This window comes from Lysinibacillus sp. GW821-FHT14F06 (assembly GCF_058803665.1).
Genome location: NZ_JBXAPF010000020.1, coordinates 50,890 through 64,755, shown reverse-complemented (window position 1 = coordinate 64,755; position 13,866 = coordinate 50,890). Strand labels below are relative to the sequence as shown.

Annotated in this window: 17 protein-coding genes; all 17 read right to left on the bottom strand. The window is 38.7% G+C overall.

What is annotated here, in order from left to right:
* Window positions 1-43 precede the first annotated feature (43 nt).
* The 17 genes from rpsQ to fusA all read right to left on the bottom strand — a co-directional run bounded on the left by rpsQ (window position 44) and on the right by fusA (window position 13,799).
* Entirely contained in the window at window positions 44-307 is a 264-nt protein-coding gene (gene rpsQ, locus AC1RNS_RS17175) for a 30S ribosomal protein S17 (RefSeq protein WP_004233648.1), read from the bottom strand.
* An 18-nt stretch (window positions 308-325) separates the two neighbouring features.
* On the bottom strand, window positions 326-526 hold the full coding sequence (rpmC, locus tag AC1RNS_RS17170; protein WP_004233646.1) for a 50S ribosomal protein L29: 201 nt from the start codon (window positions 524-526) through the stop codon (window positions 326-328).
* Complete coding sequence (rplP, locus tag AC1RNS_RS17165; RefSeq protein ID WP_012296060.1) at window positions 516-950, bottom strand: 50S ribosomal protein L16; 435 nt, start codon at window positions 948-950, stop codon at window positions 516-518. The genes rpmC and rplP overlap by 11 nt, the downstream gene beginning before the upstream one ends.
* Before the next feature lies 1 nt (window position 951).
* A complete protein-coding gene (gene rpsC, locus AC1RNS_RS17160) occupies window positions 952-1,605 on the bottom strand; it encodes a 30S ribosomal protein S3 (RefSeq protein WP_010860600.1) in 654 nt (217 codons plus the stop codon).
* Between the two features lie 3 nt (window positions 1,606-1,608).
* Complete coding sequence (gene rplV, locus AC1RNS_RS17155; RefSeq protein WP_004233639.1) at window positions 1,609-1,953, bottom strand: 50S ribosomal protein L22; 345 nt, start codon at window positions 1,951-1,953, stop codon at window positions 1,609-1,611.
* A gap of 22 nt (window positions 1,954-1,975) precedes the next feature.
* A complete protein-coding gene (gene rpsS, locus AC1RNS_RS17150) occupies window positions 1,976-2,254 on the bottom strand; it encodes a 30S ribosomal protein S19 (protein ID WP_036151954.1) in 279 nt (92 codons plus the stop codon).
* Window positions 2,255-2,314: 60 nt separating this feature from the next.
* Window positions 2,315-3,145, bottom strand: coding sequence for a 50S ribosomal protein L2 (rplB, locus tag AC1RNS_RS17145; protein ID WP_054771424.1), 831 nt, complete (start codon window positions 3,143-3,145; stop codon window positions 2,315-2,317).
* Between the two features lie 48 nt (window positions 3,146-3,193).
* Window positions 3,194-3,478 carry a 50S ribosomal protein L23 gene (gene rplW, locus AC1RNS_RS17140; RefSeq protein WP_004233628.1) on the bottom strand — a complete coding sequence of 95 codons (285 nt, stop codon included), beginning with the start codon at window positions 3,476-3,478 and terminating at the stop codon, window positions 3,194-3,196.
* The gene (gene rplD, locus AC1RNS_RS17135) at window positions 3,478-4,101 is read right to left on the bottom strand and encodes a 50S ribosomal protein L4 (RefSeq protein WP_004233626.1); all 624 of its coding nucleotides are present in this window, start codon (window positions 4,099-4,101) and stop codon (window positions 3,478-3,480) included. The genes rplW and rplD overlap by 1 nt, the downstream gene beginning before the upstream one ends.
* A 26-nt stretch (window positions 4,102-4,127) precedes the next feature.
* Window positions 4,128-4,757 (bottom strand): 50S ribosomal protein L3, encoded by a 630-nt coding sequence (gene rplC / locus AC1RNS_RS17130; RefSeq protein WP_492994392.1) that lies wholly within the window; start codon window positions 4,755-4,757, stop codon window positions 4,128-4,130.
* Window positions 4,758-4,800: 43 nt separating this feature from the next.
* Window positions 4,801-5,109: a 30S ribosomal protein S10 gene (gene rpsJ / locus AC1RNS_RS17125; protein ID WP_004233624.1), complete on the bottom strand. Its 309-nt coding sequence runs from the start codon at window positions 5,107-5,109 to the stop codon at window positions 4,801-4,803.
* 503 nt (window positions 5,110-5,612) lie between these two features.
* A complete protein-coding gene (locus tag AC1RNS_RS17120; protein ID WP_492994389.1) occupies window positions 5,613-7,592 on the bottom strand; it encodes an FtsX-like permease family protein in 1,980 nt (659 codons plus the stop codon).
* Window positions 7,582-8,343, bottom strand: a complete 762-nt coding sequence (locus tag AC1RNS_RS17115; RefSeq protein WP_492994388.1) for an ABC transporter ATP-binding protein — start codon at window positions 8,341-8,343, stop codon at window positions 7,582-7,584. Before AC1RNS_RS17115 ends, AC1RNS_RS17120 begins: the two co-directional genes overlap by 11 nt.
* Window positions 8,344-8,439: 96 nt before the next feature.
* Entirely contained in the window at window positions 8,440-9,456 is a 1,017-nt protein-coding gene (locus AC1RNS_RS17110) for a sensor histidine kinase (RefSeq protein ID WP_492994386.1), read from the bottom strand.
* A 5-nt stretch (window positions 9,457-9,461) separates the two neighbouring features.
* Window positions 9,462-10,151 carry a response regulator gene (locus tag AC1RNS_RS17105; protein WP_492994384.1) on the bottom strand — a complete coding sequence of 230 codons (690 nt, stop codon included), beginning with the start codon at window positions 10,149-10,151 and terminating at the stop codon, window positions 9,462-9,464.
* 245 nt (window positions 10,152-10,396) lie between these two features.
* Window positions 10,397-11,584, bottom strand: coding sequence for an elongation factor Tu (gene tuf / locus AC1RNS_RS17100; protein WP_492994383.1), 1,188 nt, complete (start codon window positions 11,582-11,584; stop codon window positions 10,397-10,399).
* Window positions 11,585-11,720: 136 nt separating this feature from the next.
* Window positions 11,721-13,799 (bottom strand): elongation factor G, encoded by a 2,079-nt coding sequence (gene fusA / locus AC1RNS_RS17095; protein WP_427546271.1) that lies wholly within the window; start codon window positions 13,797-13,799, stop codon window positions 11,721-11,723.
* Window positions 13,800-13,866 lie beyond the last annotated feature (67 nt).

Here is a 13,866-nt window from a genome sequence, read left to right as displayed (position 1 = left end):
TTAGGTTACCTCCCTTCGGAAATTGGTTGTTCCGAAATAGTTATTAAATAATAACCGCTTTTTCTACAACTTCAACTAGACGGAAACGTTTAGTAGCTGATAGCGGGCGAGTTTCCATGATACGTACGATATCACCGATTTTCGCTGTGTTTAACTCATCATGAGCTTTAAACTTTTTAGAGTATTTTACACGTTTACCATAAAGCTTGTGCTTTTTGTAAGTTTCAACTAAAACAGTAACAGTTTTGTCCATTTTATCTGAAACGACGCGGCCCGTGTAAACTTTGCGTTGATTACGCTCAGTCATACTTGAAAACCTCCTTTATCAGTTATTTGCACTGATTTCTCTTTCACGAATAACAGTTTTCATACGCGCGATTGCTTTACGCACTTCACGAATACGAGCTGTGTTTTCTAATTGACCAGTCGCCAATTGGAAGCGAAGGTTGAAAAGCTCTTCTTTCAGTGATTTCACTTTTAATTCAATTTCAGAAGTGGCAAGGTCACGGATTTCATTAGCTTTCATTAGATTCACCACCAGTTTCTTGACGTTTTACGATTTTACATTTAACAGGAAGCTTATGTGATGCTAAACGAAGTGCTTCACGTGCGACCTCTTCGGATACACCAGCAATTTCGAACATTATTTTTCCTGGTTTTACTACTGCTACCCAACCTTCAGGAGAACCTTTACCAGAACCCATGCGGACTTCTAGAGGTTTTTTAGTGTAAGGTTTATGTGGGAAGATTTTAATCCAAACTTTACCGCCACGTTTCATGTAACGAGTCATCGCGATACGAGCAGATTCGATTTGACGGTTAGTAATCCAGCTAGCTGTTTGAGCTTGTAAGCCCCATTCGCCAAAAGATACTTCTTTACCGCCTTTCGCTTCGCCACGCATGTTTCCGCGGTGTTCACGACGGTATTTTACGCGTTTAGGCAATAACATATTATTTGCCTCCTTCCACAGATTTCTTCGTAGGAAGAACTTCACCACGGTAGATCCATACTTTAACGCCTAATTTACCGTAAGTAGTGTCAGCTTCTGCGTGTGCATAATCAATGTCAGCACGTAGAGTATGAAGCGGAACAGTTCCTTCACTATAGTGTTCAGCACGCGCGATATCAGCGCCACCTAAACGACCAGATACTTGTGTTTTAATTCCTTTTGCACCAGCGCGGATTGTGCGTTGGATCGCTTGCTTTTGCGCACGACGGAATGATACACGGTTTTCTAATTGACGAGCGATGTTTTCAGCTACTAAGCGAGCATCAAGATCAGCACGTTTGATTTCGATAATGTTAATGTGTACACGTTTACCAGTTAAATCGCCAAGGTATTTACGAAGATTTTCAACTTCAGTACCACCTTTACCGATTACCATACCTGGTTTCGCAGTGTGAATTGTAATGTTTACACGGTTTGCAGCACGTTCGATTTCTACTTTAGAAACAGAAGCGTCTTTTAGAGCCGTTTCAATATATTTACGCACTTTGATGTCTTCGTGAAGTAGAGTTGCATAGTCTTTTTCAGCGTACCATTTTGACTCCCAGTCACGAATAATACCAACGCGCAGTCCTATTGGATGTACTTTTTGACCCACGGATTAACCCTCCTTCTTCTCAGATACCACTAGAGTAATGTGGCTTGTGCGTTTGTTAATTGCGCTTGCACGTCCTTGTGCACGTGGACGGAAACGTTTTAATGTTGGACCTTCATCAACGAAAACTTCAGATACTACTAAAGAGTTGATGTCAAGATCATAGTTGTGCTCAGCGTTAGCAACTGCAGATTTTAATACTTTTTCAACGACTGGAGACGCCGCTTTTGGAGTATGACGTAAAATTGCAACTGCTTCACCAACTTGCTTGCCTCGAATTAAGTCTACAACTAGACGTACTTTACGAGGAGCAATGCGAACTGTACGAGCGATAGCTTTAGCTTGTGTCATTAGGATTTACCTCCTCTCAAAATTAGCGTCTTGTTTTCTTGTCGTCTGCACCGTGACCTTTATAAGCACGTGTCGGTGCGAACTCACCAAGTTTGTGGCCAACCATATCTTCTGTTACGTATACTGGAACGTGTTTACGTCCATCATAAACAGCAATCGTTAAACCGATGAAGTTCGGGAAGATTGTAGAACGGCGTGACCAAGTTTTGATAACTTGTTTTTTCTCAGAAGCCTCTTGCGCCTCCACTTTTTTCATTAAGTGGTCATCGACAAAAGGTCCTTTTTTCAAGCTGCGACCCATGTAGGAACCTCCCTCCGTGATTCCACCACGGCTCTCACATAGAACCGTAGTTTAACCACTTTATTTTTTACGACCACGGATAATAAATTTATCCGATTTGTTTTTCTTCTTGCGAGTTTTGTAACCAAGCGCTGGTTTACCCCAAGGAGTCATTGGTGATTTACGTCCGATTGGAGAACGTCCTTCACCACCACCGTGTGGGTGATCGTTAGGGTTCATTACAGAACCACGAACTTCTGGGCGTTTACCTAACCAACGGCTACGACCTGCTTTACCGATGTGTACAAGTTCATGTTGTTCGTTACCAACTTGACCGATTGTAGCGCGGCAAGTAGCTAACACTAAACGTACCTCACCAGATTGTAGACGAACGATTACGTATTTATCTTCACGACCAAGTACTTGCGCAGAAGTACCAGCAGAACGTACTAATTGTCCACCTTTACCAGGTTTTAATTCGATGTTATGGATAGTAGTACCCATTGGAATGTTTGCTAATGGTAATGCATTACCTACTTTAATATCAGCATCAGGACCAGACACGATTGTTTGACCAACCTCTAGACCTTTTGGTGCTAAGATGTAAGCTTTTGCTCCATCAGCGTAGTTGATTAATGCGATATTCGCAGAACGGTTTGGATCATATTCAATAGTAGCAACTTTTGCCGGAATGCCATCTTTAACACGTTTGAAATCGATAACACGGTATTGCTTCTTATGACCACCACCATGATGACGAACAGTGATTTTACCTTGGTTGTTACGACCAGCTTTGCGTTTAGTTGGTTCAAGCAATGATTTCTCAGGCTTGTTAGTTGTGATTTCCGCAAAGTCTAATGACGTCATGTTACGACGACCATTAGAGGTAGGTTTATACTTTTTAATCGCCATTGTGTTTTCCCTCCTTCTTGAGTGTTCAAATCATAAATCCATTAAGGATTACATTTCGAATAATTCGATTTCTTTGCTATCAGCAGTTAATTTAACGATCGCTTTACGACGTTTGTTTGTGTAACCACCATAACGGCCAACGCGTTTGAATTTACCTTTGTAGTTAAGAACGTTTACTTTCTCAACTTTCACACCAAAGATTTCTTCTACAGCGTCTTTTACTTGAGTTTTGTTTGCGCGAGTGTCTACTTCGAAAGTATACTTTTTCTCTGCCATAAGTTCTGAAGAACGCTCAGTAATGACCGGACGTTTTAAAATATCACGTGCTTCCATTATCCAAGCACCTCCTCAACTTTTTCTACTGCAGATTTAGTGAATACAACTTTATCATGACCTAATAGATCCAGAACGTTGATTCCATTTGCAGTTAAAACTGTTACACCTGGGATGTTACGAGCAGATAATGCTACGTTTTCATCTAGGTCAGCAGTTACGAATAAAGATTTTTTCTCTAAAGAAAGATCTTTAAGAATTTTTGTGAATTCTTTTGTTTTTGGTGCTGCTAGTGTAAGAGCATCAAGAACTAAGAAGTTTTGTTCTACAACTTTAGCTGATAAAGCAGATTTAAGAGCTAAACGACGAACTTTTTTAGGTAATTTATAAGAATAGCTACGTGGAGTTGGACCGAATACGATACCACCGCCGCGCCATTGTGGAGAACGGATAGAACCTTGACGAGCACGACCAGTTCCTTTTTGACGCCATGGTTTACGACCACCACCAGCAACTTCAGAACGGTTTTTCACCTTGTGATTACCTTGACGAAGAGAAGCACGTTGAGCTACTACTGCGTCGAATAATACTGCTTCATTTGGCTCGATTCCGAAAATCGCATCGTTTAATTCGATTTCACCAACTGAAGCACCTGTTTGACTAAGTACAGATACTTTTGTCATTCCTGTTTCCTCCTTTCCTTAAGTGATTACTTAGCTTTAATTGCAGTTTTTACTGTAACTAGAGCTTTTTTAGAACCAGGAACATTACCTTTAACAAGTAGTAAGTTACGTTCCGCATCAACTTTCACGATTTCTAAGTTTTGGATTGTAACTACAGTGCCACCCATTTGACCAGGTAATTTCTTTTGTTTGAATACGCGGTTCGGAGCAACTGGACCCATTGAACCAGGACGACGGTGGTAACGAGAACCGTGGGCCATAGGACCACGAGATTGACCGTGGCGTTTGATAACACCTTGGAAACCTTTACCTTTAGTAATTCCTGTTACATCAATTACATCGCCTTCTGCGAAAATTTCTACTTTGACTTCTTGACCAACTTCGTATTCTTCCACGTTCACGTTGCGGAACTCACGAATGAAGCGCTTAGGAGCAGTGTTCGCTTTTGCTACGTGACCCTGTTCTGGTTTGTTAGAAAGCTTAATGCGCTTGTCTTCGAAACCAACTTGAATTGCTTCGTAGCCATCTGTTTCAACAGTCTTCTTTTGAAGAACTACGTTTGGAGTAGCTTCGATAACTGTTACCGGGATTAAATCGCCGTTTTCAGCGAAAACTTGTGTCATACCAATTTTTCTACCTAAGATTCCTTTAGCCATTTGTCACACCTCCTGTAAGTTTTGAAAAGTTATATTTTTACCATTAAAGTTTGATTTCGATATCAACGCCAGATGGTAAATCAAGTTTCATTAACGCGTCAACAGTTTGTGGTGTTGGGTTAACGATATCGATCAGACGTTTATGCGTACGCATTTCGAATTGTTCACGAGAGTCTTTATACTTGTGAACAGCACGAAGAATTGTGTACACAGACTTCTCAGTTGGAAGTGGAATCGGACCTGATACACTTGCACCTGAACGTTTTGCAGTTTCCACAATTTTCTCAGCAGATTGATCTAAAATACGGTGATCATACGCTTTTAAACGAATACGAATCTTTTGTTTTGCCATTATTTTCCCTCCTTCTCGCCTATTTTCTAGACATTCTCCACGAAAATTCTCCTACACACCGCCATGGCAAAGCGGCCGGGTGTGTCGGCAACCTCTCGTTTCATCGCAGTCAAAGACCAACATTCAACATTATATACAATAAAAAAAGAATAAGCAAGTCTTTTCGCTAAATTCTTTTAAATGTTGCTGATATTCTTACTACTACTATTTCTTCGCTTATTTAAGCCGTTTACTAGTATAAAGAATTTCTAGGATTATTGCAACACATAAGATTGTAATCTTAACATTTTCGAATATTTCAATTAACTTATTTAAAAAAGGTACTATTATAATATAGTCATTACAAGCCAAATAGCATCAAGCTCAAAGCCAGTAGAATGAGTGTGATATTAATTGCTATCTTAAAAATCTTGAATATTCCTATCTCATTTTTCACTGCAAATAAAAAAACAGTATGATGTTTAAAAAACCATACTGTTTTTGAGTTTCATCCTATTTATATGTTATAGCGATTCGCGTATAACTTTCTTATAATAGCCGACAGAGAGGATTGCAAAGATAGCATATAAAGCTATATAGCAGCTCATAGCAATCCATAACGGTGCTGTTAACTCTGAACCAAATAAAAACCATCCTGATTTTACAGCAAAATAACTATGAAGTAGCCCAATGGTTAATGGAACACCAAAATTAAAGGCCTGTTTCATATAAATTCCTTTCATAATATCTCTTTCAGCAAAGCCTATCTTTCTTAATATTGTGTAAGATCCACGCTCTTCTTCTGCCTCAGACATTTGCTTAAAGTATAAAATGCTGCCTGTAGTCATTAAAAATGCTAATCCTAAAAACGCAGTCGTAAAGATAGTTAGCCCTAAGTCTTCAATATTCTCCTTGCGTTCGCTTTCAAAAGATAGTTGTATATACTGATTTGATTTACCTTTACTATCCAACACTGAAATAACCCCTGCACCTGTTTGAATATATAATTTCTCTGCTGTTGCTATATCTTCTTTTGATTTCAAATTAATTGTAGCTTGTTTATGCCAAGGAAAAGGCTCTGATTGTGCGGCTAGCTTTTTAAACATTTCATCTGTAACGACAAAAATGGGTCCCCCGCCGCCAGCTGTTACAATGCCACTTATGATACTTTTATCTTGAACATCAATAACATGAAATGTCTCCTCATGTTTACCAGCCGATACTACAACCTCACGATCCTTTTCTAATGGGAACATCTCTGCCATGTAACCGCCATAGTTTGTTAATATTACACTATTACCAGATAATTTTGCCTCAGGGACACTTTGCTGATAATCACTTAGCGGGATAGTATAAATTGTTCCTTTCATCGTATAAAATGGGCTGTCCTTCTGATCTTTAGACATTAATTGTGCTATAGAAGCTGTTACCGCCTGCAAACGGTAATCTACTTTGTCATAAGAAATATTGCTTTCCTCAAGTTCTTTCAAAAATTCCTGTCCATTGTCCTCAAGTAAGATATAATCTCCAGGTACTCGGCTAAATGCTGACGACTCTGATGAATAATACCCTATATATGAAAGTGTTGTGATTCCAAGAGAAAAACCCGTTAAAACAGTAATCAATGTTAAAGATTTTGCGTTACTTTTCATACGATGCATAATGGGTGTTAATGCTAATACATCATGAACAGTTAAATGTCCATTTTTCTTTAAACGGATAAAATTCATTATAAACGCTACAGAGTAACGGAATACTAAGAATGTCCCGCCTATAGTAGTAGCTAAAATAATCATCATATTAACAAATAAGTTACCGGCCGATTCAATATCGAAGAGTTTTGTTGATGCATAATAGCCATAAACAATCAATACAAGCCCTATAAAACCTATCGCCATTTGTAATGGGCTAAAGCGTTTTACACGCTCATCTGCTTGTTTAGCAGCGCTGAATAAAGATAACAATGACACACGGTGAATCATCCAAGCCATCTGAACAAGCACAATTACTAAGAGTATAGCGAAGACAATAATAGATTTCTGTAATGCCTCGATGCTAAATTTCATCGTGACAAGCGCCTCTTCTTCTAGAACTCGTAATAATATCATGGCAAATAATCGAGAACTAAAGAATCCTGCAAGCATACCTAAAACCACTGCACCAACAAATAATAGAATACTTTCGATTGCTAATAAACGTACAATCAAGCCCTTTGTCATACCGATTAGTTGATACAAGCCAATCTCTTTACTACGACGCTTCATAAATAGATGATTTGCATACAGTACGAAAAATAACACTATAAAATACAATATATATGTTGCTGCTTCAAAACCCGCTGTTGCTGTACCACTCTTATTTACAGTTTCTAGTACATCAGCATTGTTTTGCAAAGTCACAAAGGAAAAATATAAAGTCACACTAAAAATAAGGGCAAAGAAATATAAATAATAGTGCTTCATATTTTTCTTCATGCTACGTAATACAAGTTTACTAAGACTCATAACCATCACCACCTAGCACACTTTGCGTATGCATGATTTCCTGGAAAAACGCCTGCCTTGTTTTCTCACCCTTATACAACTCACTATAAATAAGCCCGTCCTTTAAGAACAAAACACGCGTGCAAAAGCTTGCTGCCACTGCATCATGCGTAACCATCATAATAGTAGCCTTCTTTGCCTCATTAATACTTTGTAGATTTTTTAAAAGTGCTGTTGCTGATTTGGAGTCAAGTGCACCGGTAGGCTCGTCTGCAAATACTAGCGATGGATTTGTAATTAGCGCACGAGCTGCCGATGTACGTTGCTTTTGCCCACCTGATATTTCATTTGGATATTTATTTAGAATCTCAGCAATCCCTAACAAATGTGTAAGCTCCTTTACACGACTGTCTGCAACAGCCTTTGGTAGCTTACCAATAGCCAACGGTAATAGTATATTTTCTTTTACCGTTAAAGTATCCAATAAATTATAATCTTGGAATATAAAACCCAATTGTTCACGACGGAAATTAGCTAGAGCTTTTTCCTTCATTCCTCGTAAGTTTTGACCATTTATTTCAATAACACCTTCTGTTGCAAAATCTATAGAGCACAGAACGTTTAATAATGTTGTTTTTCCAGAACCCGATGAACCCATAATTCCAACAAATTCTCCTTGATTTACCTCTAAATCTATACCCTTTAAAACTTCTTGAGCTGTTGATTTTTTACCATAGACCTTCTTTACTTTTCGACCAATTAAAACTGCCACTTATAAACGCCCCTTTCTATAGTACAAGTGTACCCTGTCATCTTCGCTTATTCGTGCGTTTTACATGACAATATAAAAAGGTAGGTGACAATTTCGTCATCTACCTGTTAGTTTGACATATTCATTTTGTAATGGAAAACGCAAGGTAAATATGGAGCCTTCCCCTATACTGGATTGAACCGTAATACGAATGCCAATCTTCTGTGCGACATTATGTGCTAGGTATAAACCCATCCCTGTTGATTGACTTGATTCCCTTCCAGCTGTCCCTGTATATGATTTCTGAAAAATTCGAGGTAAATCCTCCTTACGAATACCAATACCATTATCTTTAATATGTAATAGTGTTGCTCCATTCGGGTCTACTTCTGTAAATATAAATATCTCTGAGTTTGCAGGGCTATATTTAATCGCATTAGATAAAATCTGTCGAACGATAAAGGCTAGCCATTTACCATCTGTCATCACCGTTTCAGTTAGCTCTTCAACATCAAAACCGATACCCTTTTCAATACACCATGGCTGCATAGCTTTTATTTCGTTATAGACAGCGGCTCGCAGTTCCATTTTCAACATATAATTATCTTTTTCAATGGAGGCTAATCGTGTTTGGTGTAGCTGCTGATCAACCAATAAATGCAACCTAAGCCACTCTGCCTCTAATTTACGACGTAATGACAAATCTTCTATATGATCCAGCATTAGATTAATAGTTGTTAATGGGGCTTTTACTTCATGAACCCATGCGAGGAGCTCATCAGAATACTCTTGTAATTGAACTTTTGCTTGATTTAGCTCAGTATTTTTATCATAAAAAACATCTTCTATTTTCGTGAAGTAAGCCGCTTGAAATGGCGAAAGTGCCAAGCTTCTGCTATGTGCATCATCGAGTTGGCTATCTACATTTCCCAGGAAATCATTAAGCTGTTTTACCTCCACTACATATCTCCAAAAAAGAAATATTATAAAACTAACGAGTAAAATCACATTTACATACCAAATAGATACCCCTACTAGACCAACATCTAATGAAAATAAAATGTTGAGAACAACAATCATAAATAGAAAGTAGCTTATCCATGCTAAGCGTTCTCTTATAAATAATAATGGCATCTTCATCACGTCCCTTGTATGACAGCAATATAACCAAGTCCTTTTTTGGTTAAAATAACATCCTGTAAACCTATATCCTCAAGCTTAGTACGTAAACGATTAACATTCACAGACAAAGTATTATCATTAACAAAGCGCTCATCGTCCCATAACTTTCTCATCAAATCATCTCTAGAAACAATTTGATTCGTCTTTTCGACTAAAATGCGTAAAATAAAGAGTTCGTTTTTGGTTAAAGAAGCAAGGTTTCCATTATACATAATCTCACTTCTAGCATAGTCAATTACCGCACCATTGAAGCGTGTAACATCCAAAGATTCCTCTATATAATCATACGTACGACGTAAAATAGCCTGAACCTTAGCTAGTAACACTTCCATGTGGAAAGGTTTTTGCACAAAATCATCCGCACCCATTTGCATTGACATGACCATATCCATCGGATGGTCTCGTGATGATAGAAAGAGGATTGGCACCTTAGAAATATGACGAATTTCACGACACCAATGAAAACCATCATAGGCTGGTAATTGAATATCAATTATGACTAGATGTGGCTTTTCCTCAATAAAATCATCCATCACCTTTTGAAAATTTTTAGGTCCAACCACTTGTAAAGACCACTGCATAAATCTTGTCTGAATCATTTCAAAAATTGATGGATCATCCTCTATCAATAATATCTTCAACTCCATATTAAAGCACTCCTTTTAAAAAGTAGGATATCTTGCTTTTAACGTTGCAAGCCCGAAAATATCAGTTAATTTAACTTAAATAAGTTATCATAATGCAGTCTGTTATTAACCACACACTAAATGAACATAAAACAATTTAATTTAAATGTAAATTGTTTATTTGTTAGCTATATTAATTTTAACATAAAAAACCAATCTGTAAGCGTCCCTACAGATTGGTTTAGAAAAATTAACTTAAGCTAAAATTATTTTTGGATAGTAGCTACTACACCAGCGCCTACAGTACGGCCACCCTCACGGATAGAGAATTTAGTACCTTCTTCAAGAGCGATTGGAGCAATAAGTTCTACTGTCATTTCAATGTTATCACCAGGCATTACCATTTCAACGCCTTCTGGTAAGTTACAGATACCTGTTACGTCAGTTGTACGGAAGTAGAACTGAGGACGGTAGTTAGAGAAGAATGGAGTATGACGGCCACCCTCTTCTTTTGATAAAACATAAACTTCAGCTTTGAAGTTAGTGTGTGGAGTGATTGAGCCTGGTTTAGCTAATACTTGACCACGTTGGATTTCTTCACGAGCTACACCACGAAGTAAAGCACCGATGTTGTCACCAGCTTCAGCGTAGTCTAATAATTTACGGAACATTTCTACACCAGTTACAGTTGTAGATTTTGCTTCTTCAGTAATACCAACGATTTCAACTACATCGCCGACTTTAACTTGACCACGTTCAACACGGCCAGTTGCTACTGTACCACGACCAGTGATAGAGAATACATCCTCTACTGGCATCATGAATGGTTTGTCAGTTTGACGTTCTGGAGTTGGGATATAAGAATCTACAGCGTCCATTAATTCAACGATTTTTTCTTCCCATTCTGCTTCGCCTTCAAGAGCTTTAAGAGCAGAACCTTTAATTACAGGGATATCATCGCCTGGGAAGTCATATTCAGATAGTAGGTCACGGATTTCCATTTCTACTAATTCTAATAATTCTTCGTCATCAACCATATCACATTTATTCATGAATACTACTAAGTATGGAACACCAACTTGACGAGATAAAAGGATGTGTTCACGAGTTTGTGGCATTGGACCATCAGCAGCAGATACTACTAAGATACCACCATCCATTTGTGCAGCACCAGTGATCATGTTTTTAACATAGTCAGCGTGTCCTGGGCAGTCAACGTGTGCATAGTGACGAGATTCTGTTTCGTATTCTACGTGAGAAGTATTGATTGTGATACCACGTTCTTTTTCTTCTGGTGCGTTATCGATGTCAGCGTAAGATTTAGCTGTACCACCCATTTTTTTAGAAAGAACTGTAGCGATTGCAGCAGTTAAAGTAGTTTTACCATGGTCAACGTGTCCGATTGTACCAATGTTAGCATGCGTTTTTGAACGGTCAAATTTTTCTTTAGCCATTAGAGATTGCCTCCTCAAAATTATATGTTTTATTTTTGGAATTTATAGAATGAATGCTGATAGAGAACGGGCCCATCCCCTATCCTGCAATCATAGCTTACAAATTAGTTATACTTTATGCAAGATGAAAATTCAATTATTCACCTTTATTTTTTTTGATGATTTCAGCAGCGATTGATTTTGGTACTTCTTCATAATGGTCAAATGTCATTGAGAATACACCACGACCTTGCGTTGCAGAACGAAGAGTCGTTGCATAACCAAACATTTCCGCTAAAGGAACCATTGCACGAACAACTTGTGAGTTACCGCGAGCATCCATCCCCTCAACGCGTCCGCGACGAGAAGTAATGTTACCCATGATATCACCAAGATATTCTTCTGGAATTACAACTTCAACTTTCATCATTGGTTCTAAGATAACAGCGTCACATTGTTTCGCAGCTTCTTTAAGTGCCATAGATGCAGCAATTTTAAACGCCATCTCATTCGAGTCAACGTCATGGTAAGAACCGAATACTAATTTAGCCTTAATGTCGATTAGTGGGTATCCAGCAACTACACCGCGGTCAAGAGAATCACGAAGACCAGCTTCTACTGCAGGAATGTATTCACGAGGTACTACACCACCAACGATAGCGTTTTCGAATTCAAAACCTTTACCTTCTTCATTTGGAGAGAACTCAATCGTTACGTCTCCATATTGTCCACGACCACCAGATTGGCGAGTGAATTTACCTTGAACTTTTGCAGAGCCACGGAATGTTTCACGGTAAGATACCATTGGAGCACCTACGTTAGCTTCTACTTTAAATTCACGGCGCATACGGTCAACTAAGATATCAAGGTGAAGCTCACCCATACCTGAGATGATCGTTTGTCCAGTTTCTGTGTCAGTGTGAGCACGGAAAGTTGGATCCTCTTCTTGAAGTTTAGCTAAAGCTTGACCCATTTTATCTTGGTCAGCTTTTGATTTTGGTTCTACAGAAAGAGAAATTACTGGCTCAGGGAATTCCATTGATTCAAGAATAACTAGGTTTTTCTCGTCACATAGAGTATCACCAGTAGTAGTATCTTTAAGTCCTACTGCTGCAGCAATGTCCCCAGCGAAAACTTTAGAAATCTCTTCACGAGAGTTAGCGTGCATTTGTAGGATACGACCAACACGTTCACGTTTACCTTTAGAAGAGTTTTGTACGTATGAACCCGAATCTAATGTTCCAGAGTACACACGGAAGAATGTTAATTTACCTACAAATGGGTCAGTCATAACTTTGAATGCAAGAGCTGAGAATGGCTCTTCATCAGAAGATTTACGTTCTAACTCTTCGTCACCATCAACTGTAGTACCTTTGATTGCTGGTACATCAACTGGAGATGGTAAGTAATCGATAACTGCATTTAACATTGGACGTACGCCTTTGTGTTTGAATGCTGTACCACAGATTACTGGGTAGAATTCTACTGCGATTGTAGCACGACGGATAGCCGCTTTTAGCTCAGCAACAGTAATTTCTTCACCTTCTAAATATTTTTCCATGATTTCTTCATCAACACTTGCAACGGCGTCGATTAATTTTTCACGGTATTCTTCAGCTTGTTCACGGTATTCTGCAGGAATTTCTCCTTCAGTTACTGCTGTACCCTTTTCATCACCGTAGAAAGTAGCTTTCATTTCAACTAAGTCAATGATAGCAGAGAACTGATCTTCAGCTCCGATAGGTAATTGGACAGGGTGAGCGTTTGCTTGTAATCGCTCATGTAGAGTTCCTACAGAGTATAAGAAATCTGCTCCTGTTTTATCCATTTTGTTAATGAATACAATACGTGGAACACCGTATGTTGTAGCTTGACGCCATACAGTTTCAGTTTGAGGCTCAACACCTGATTGAGCATCAAGTACTGTTACAGCACCGTCAAGTACGCGTAATGAACGTTCTACTTCTACAGTGAAGTCTACGTGTCCAGGAGTATCGATGATGTTTACACGGTGACCTGCCCATTGTGCTGTTGTTGCAGCAGAAGTGATTGTAATACCACGTTCTTGCTCTTGCTCCATCCAGTCCATTTGAGAAGCGCCTTCATGTGTTTCACCGATTTTGTGAATCTTACCAGTGTAATAAAGGATACGCTCAGTTGTTGTTGTTTTACCAGCATCAATGTGAGCCATGATCCCAATATTACGAGTATTCTCAAGTGAGAATTCGCGTTTCATAGGAAATTTCTCCTTCCATATTGGGGTAAAGATTGTATAAAGGACCTTGTGTTAGCCAATTAGCTAA

What these genes read in the sequence shown, in the direction of transcription:
- rplB (WP_054771424.1), bottom strand. Translation starts at nt 3,145, where the DNA reads ATGGCGATTAAAAAGTATAAACCTACCTCTAATGGTCGTCGTAACATG.
- rplP (WP_012296060.1), bottom strand. Translation starts at nt 950, where the DNA reads ATGTTATTGCCTAAACGCGTAAAATACCGTCGTGAACACCGCGGAAAC.
- fusA (WP_427546271.1), bottom strand. Translation starts at nt 13,799, where the DNA reads ATGAAACGCGAATTCTCACTTGAGAATACTCGTAATATTGGGATCATG.
- rpsQ (WP_004233648.1), bottom strand. Translation starts at nt 307, where the DNA reads ATGACTGAGCGTAATCAACGCAAAGTTTACACGGGCCGCGTCGTTTCA.
- rplD (WP_004233626.1), bottom strand. Translation starts at nt 4,101, where the DNA reads ATGACAAAAGTATCTGTACTTAGTCAAACAGGTGCTTCAGTTGGTGAA.
- rplW (WP_004233628.1), bottom strand. Translation starts at nt 3,478, where the DNA reads ATGGAAGCACGTGATATTTTAAAACGTCCGGTCATTACTGAGCGTTCT.
- rplV (WP_004233639.1), bottom strand. Translation starts at nt 1,953, where the DNA reads ATGACACAAGCTAAAGCTATCGCTCGTACAGTTCGCATTGCTCCTCGT.
- AC1RNS_RS17105 (WP_492994384.1), bottom strand. Translation starts at nt 10,151, where the DNA reads ATGGAGTTGAAGATATTATTGATAGAGGATGATCCATCAATTTTTGAA.
- AC1RNS_RS17110 (WP_492994386.1), bottom strand. Translation starts at nt 9,456, where the DNA reads ATGCCATTATTATTTATAAGAGAACGCTTAGCATGGATAAGCTACTTT.
- rplC (WP_492994392.1), bottom strand. Translation starts at nt 4,757, where the DNA reads ATGGCTAAAGGAATCTTAGGTAGAAAAATTGGTATGACACAAGTTTTC.
- rpsJ (WP_004233624.1), bottom strand. Translation starts at nt 5,109, where the DNA reads ATGGCAAAACAAAAGATTCGTATTCGTTTAAAAGCGTATGATCACCGT.
- rpsS (WP_036151954.1), bottom strand. Translation starts at nt 2,254, where the DNA reads ATGGGTCGCAGCTTGAAAAAAGGACCTTTTGTCGATGACCACTTAATG.
- AC1RNS_RS17120 (WP_492994389.1), bottom strand. Translation starts at nt 7,592, where the DNA reads ATGAGTCTTAGTAAACTTGTATTACGTAGCATGAAGAAAAATATGAAG.
- rpmC (WP_004233646.1), bottom strand. Translation starts at nt 526, where the DNA reads ATGAAAGCTAATGAAATCCGTGACCTTGCCACTTCTGAAATTGAATTA.
- tuf (WP_492994383.1), bottom strand. Translation starts at nt 11,584, where the DNA reads ATGGCTAAAGAAAAATTTGACCGTTCAAAAACGCATGCTAACATTGGT.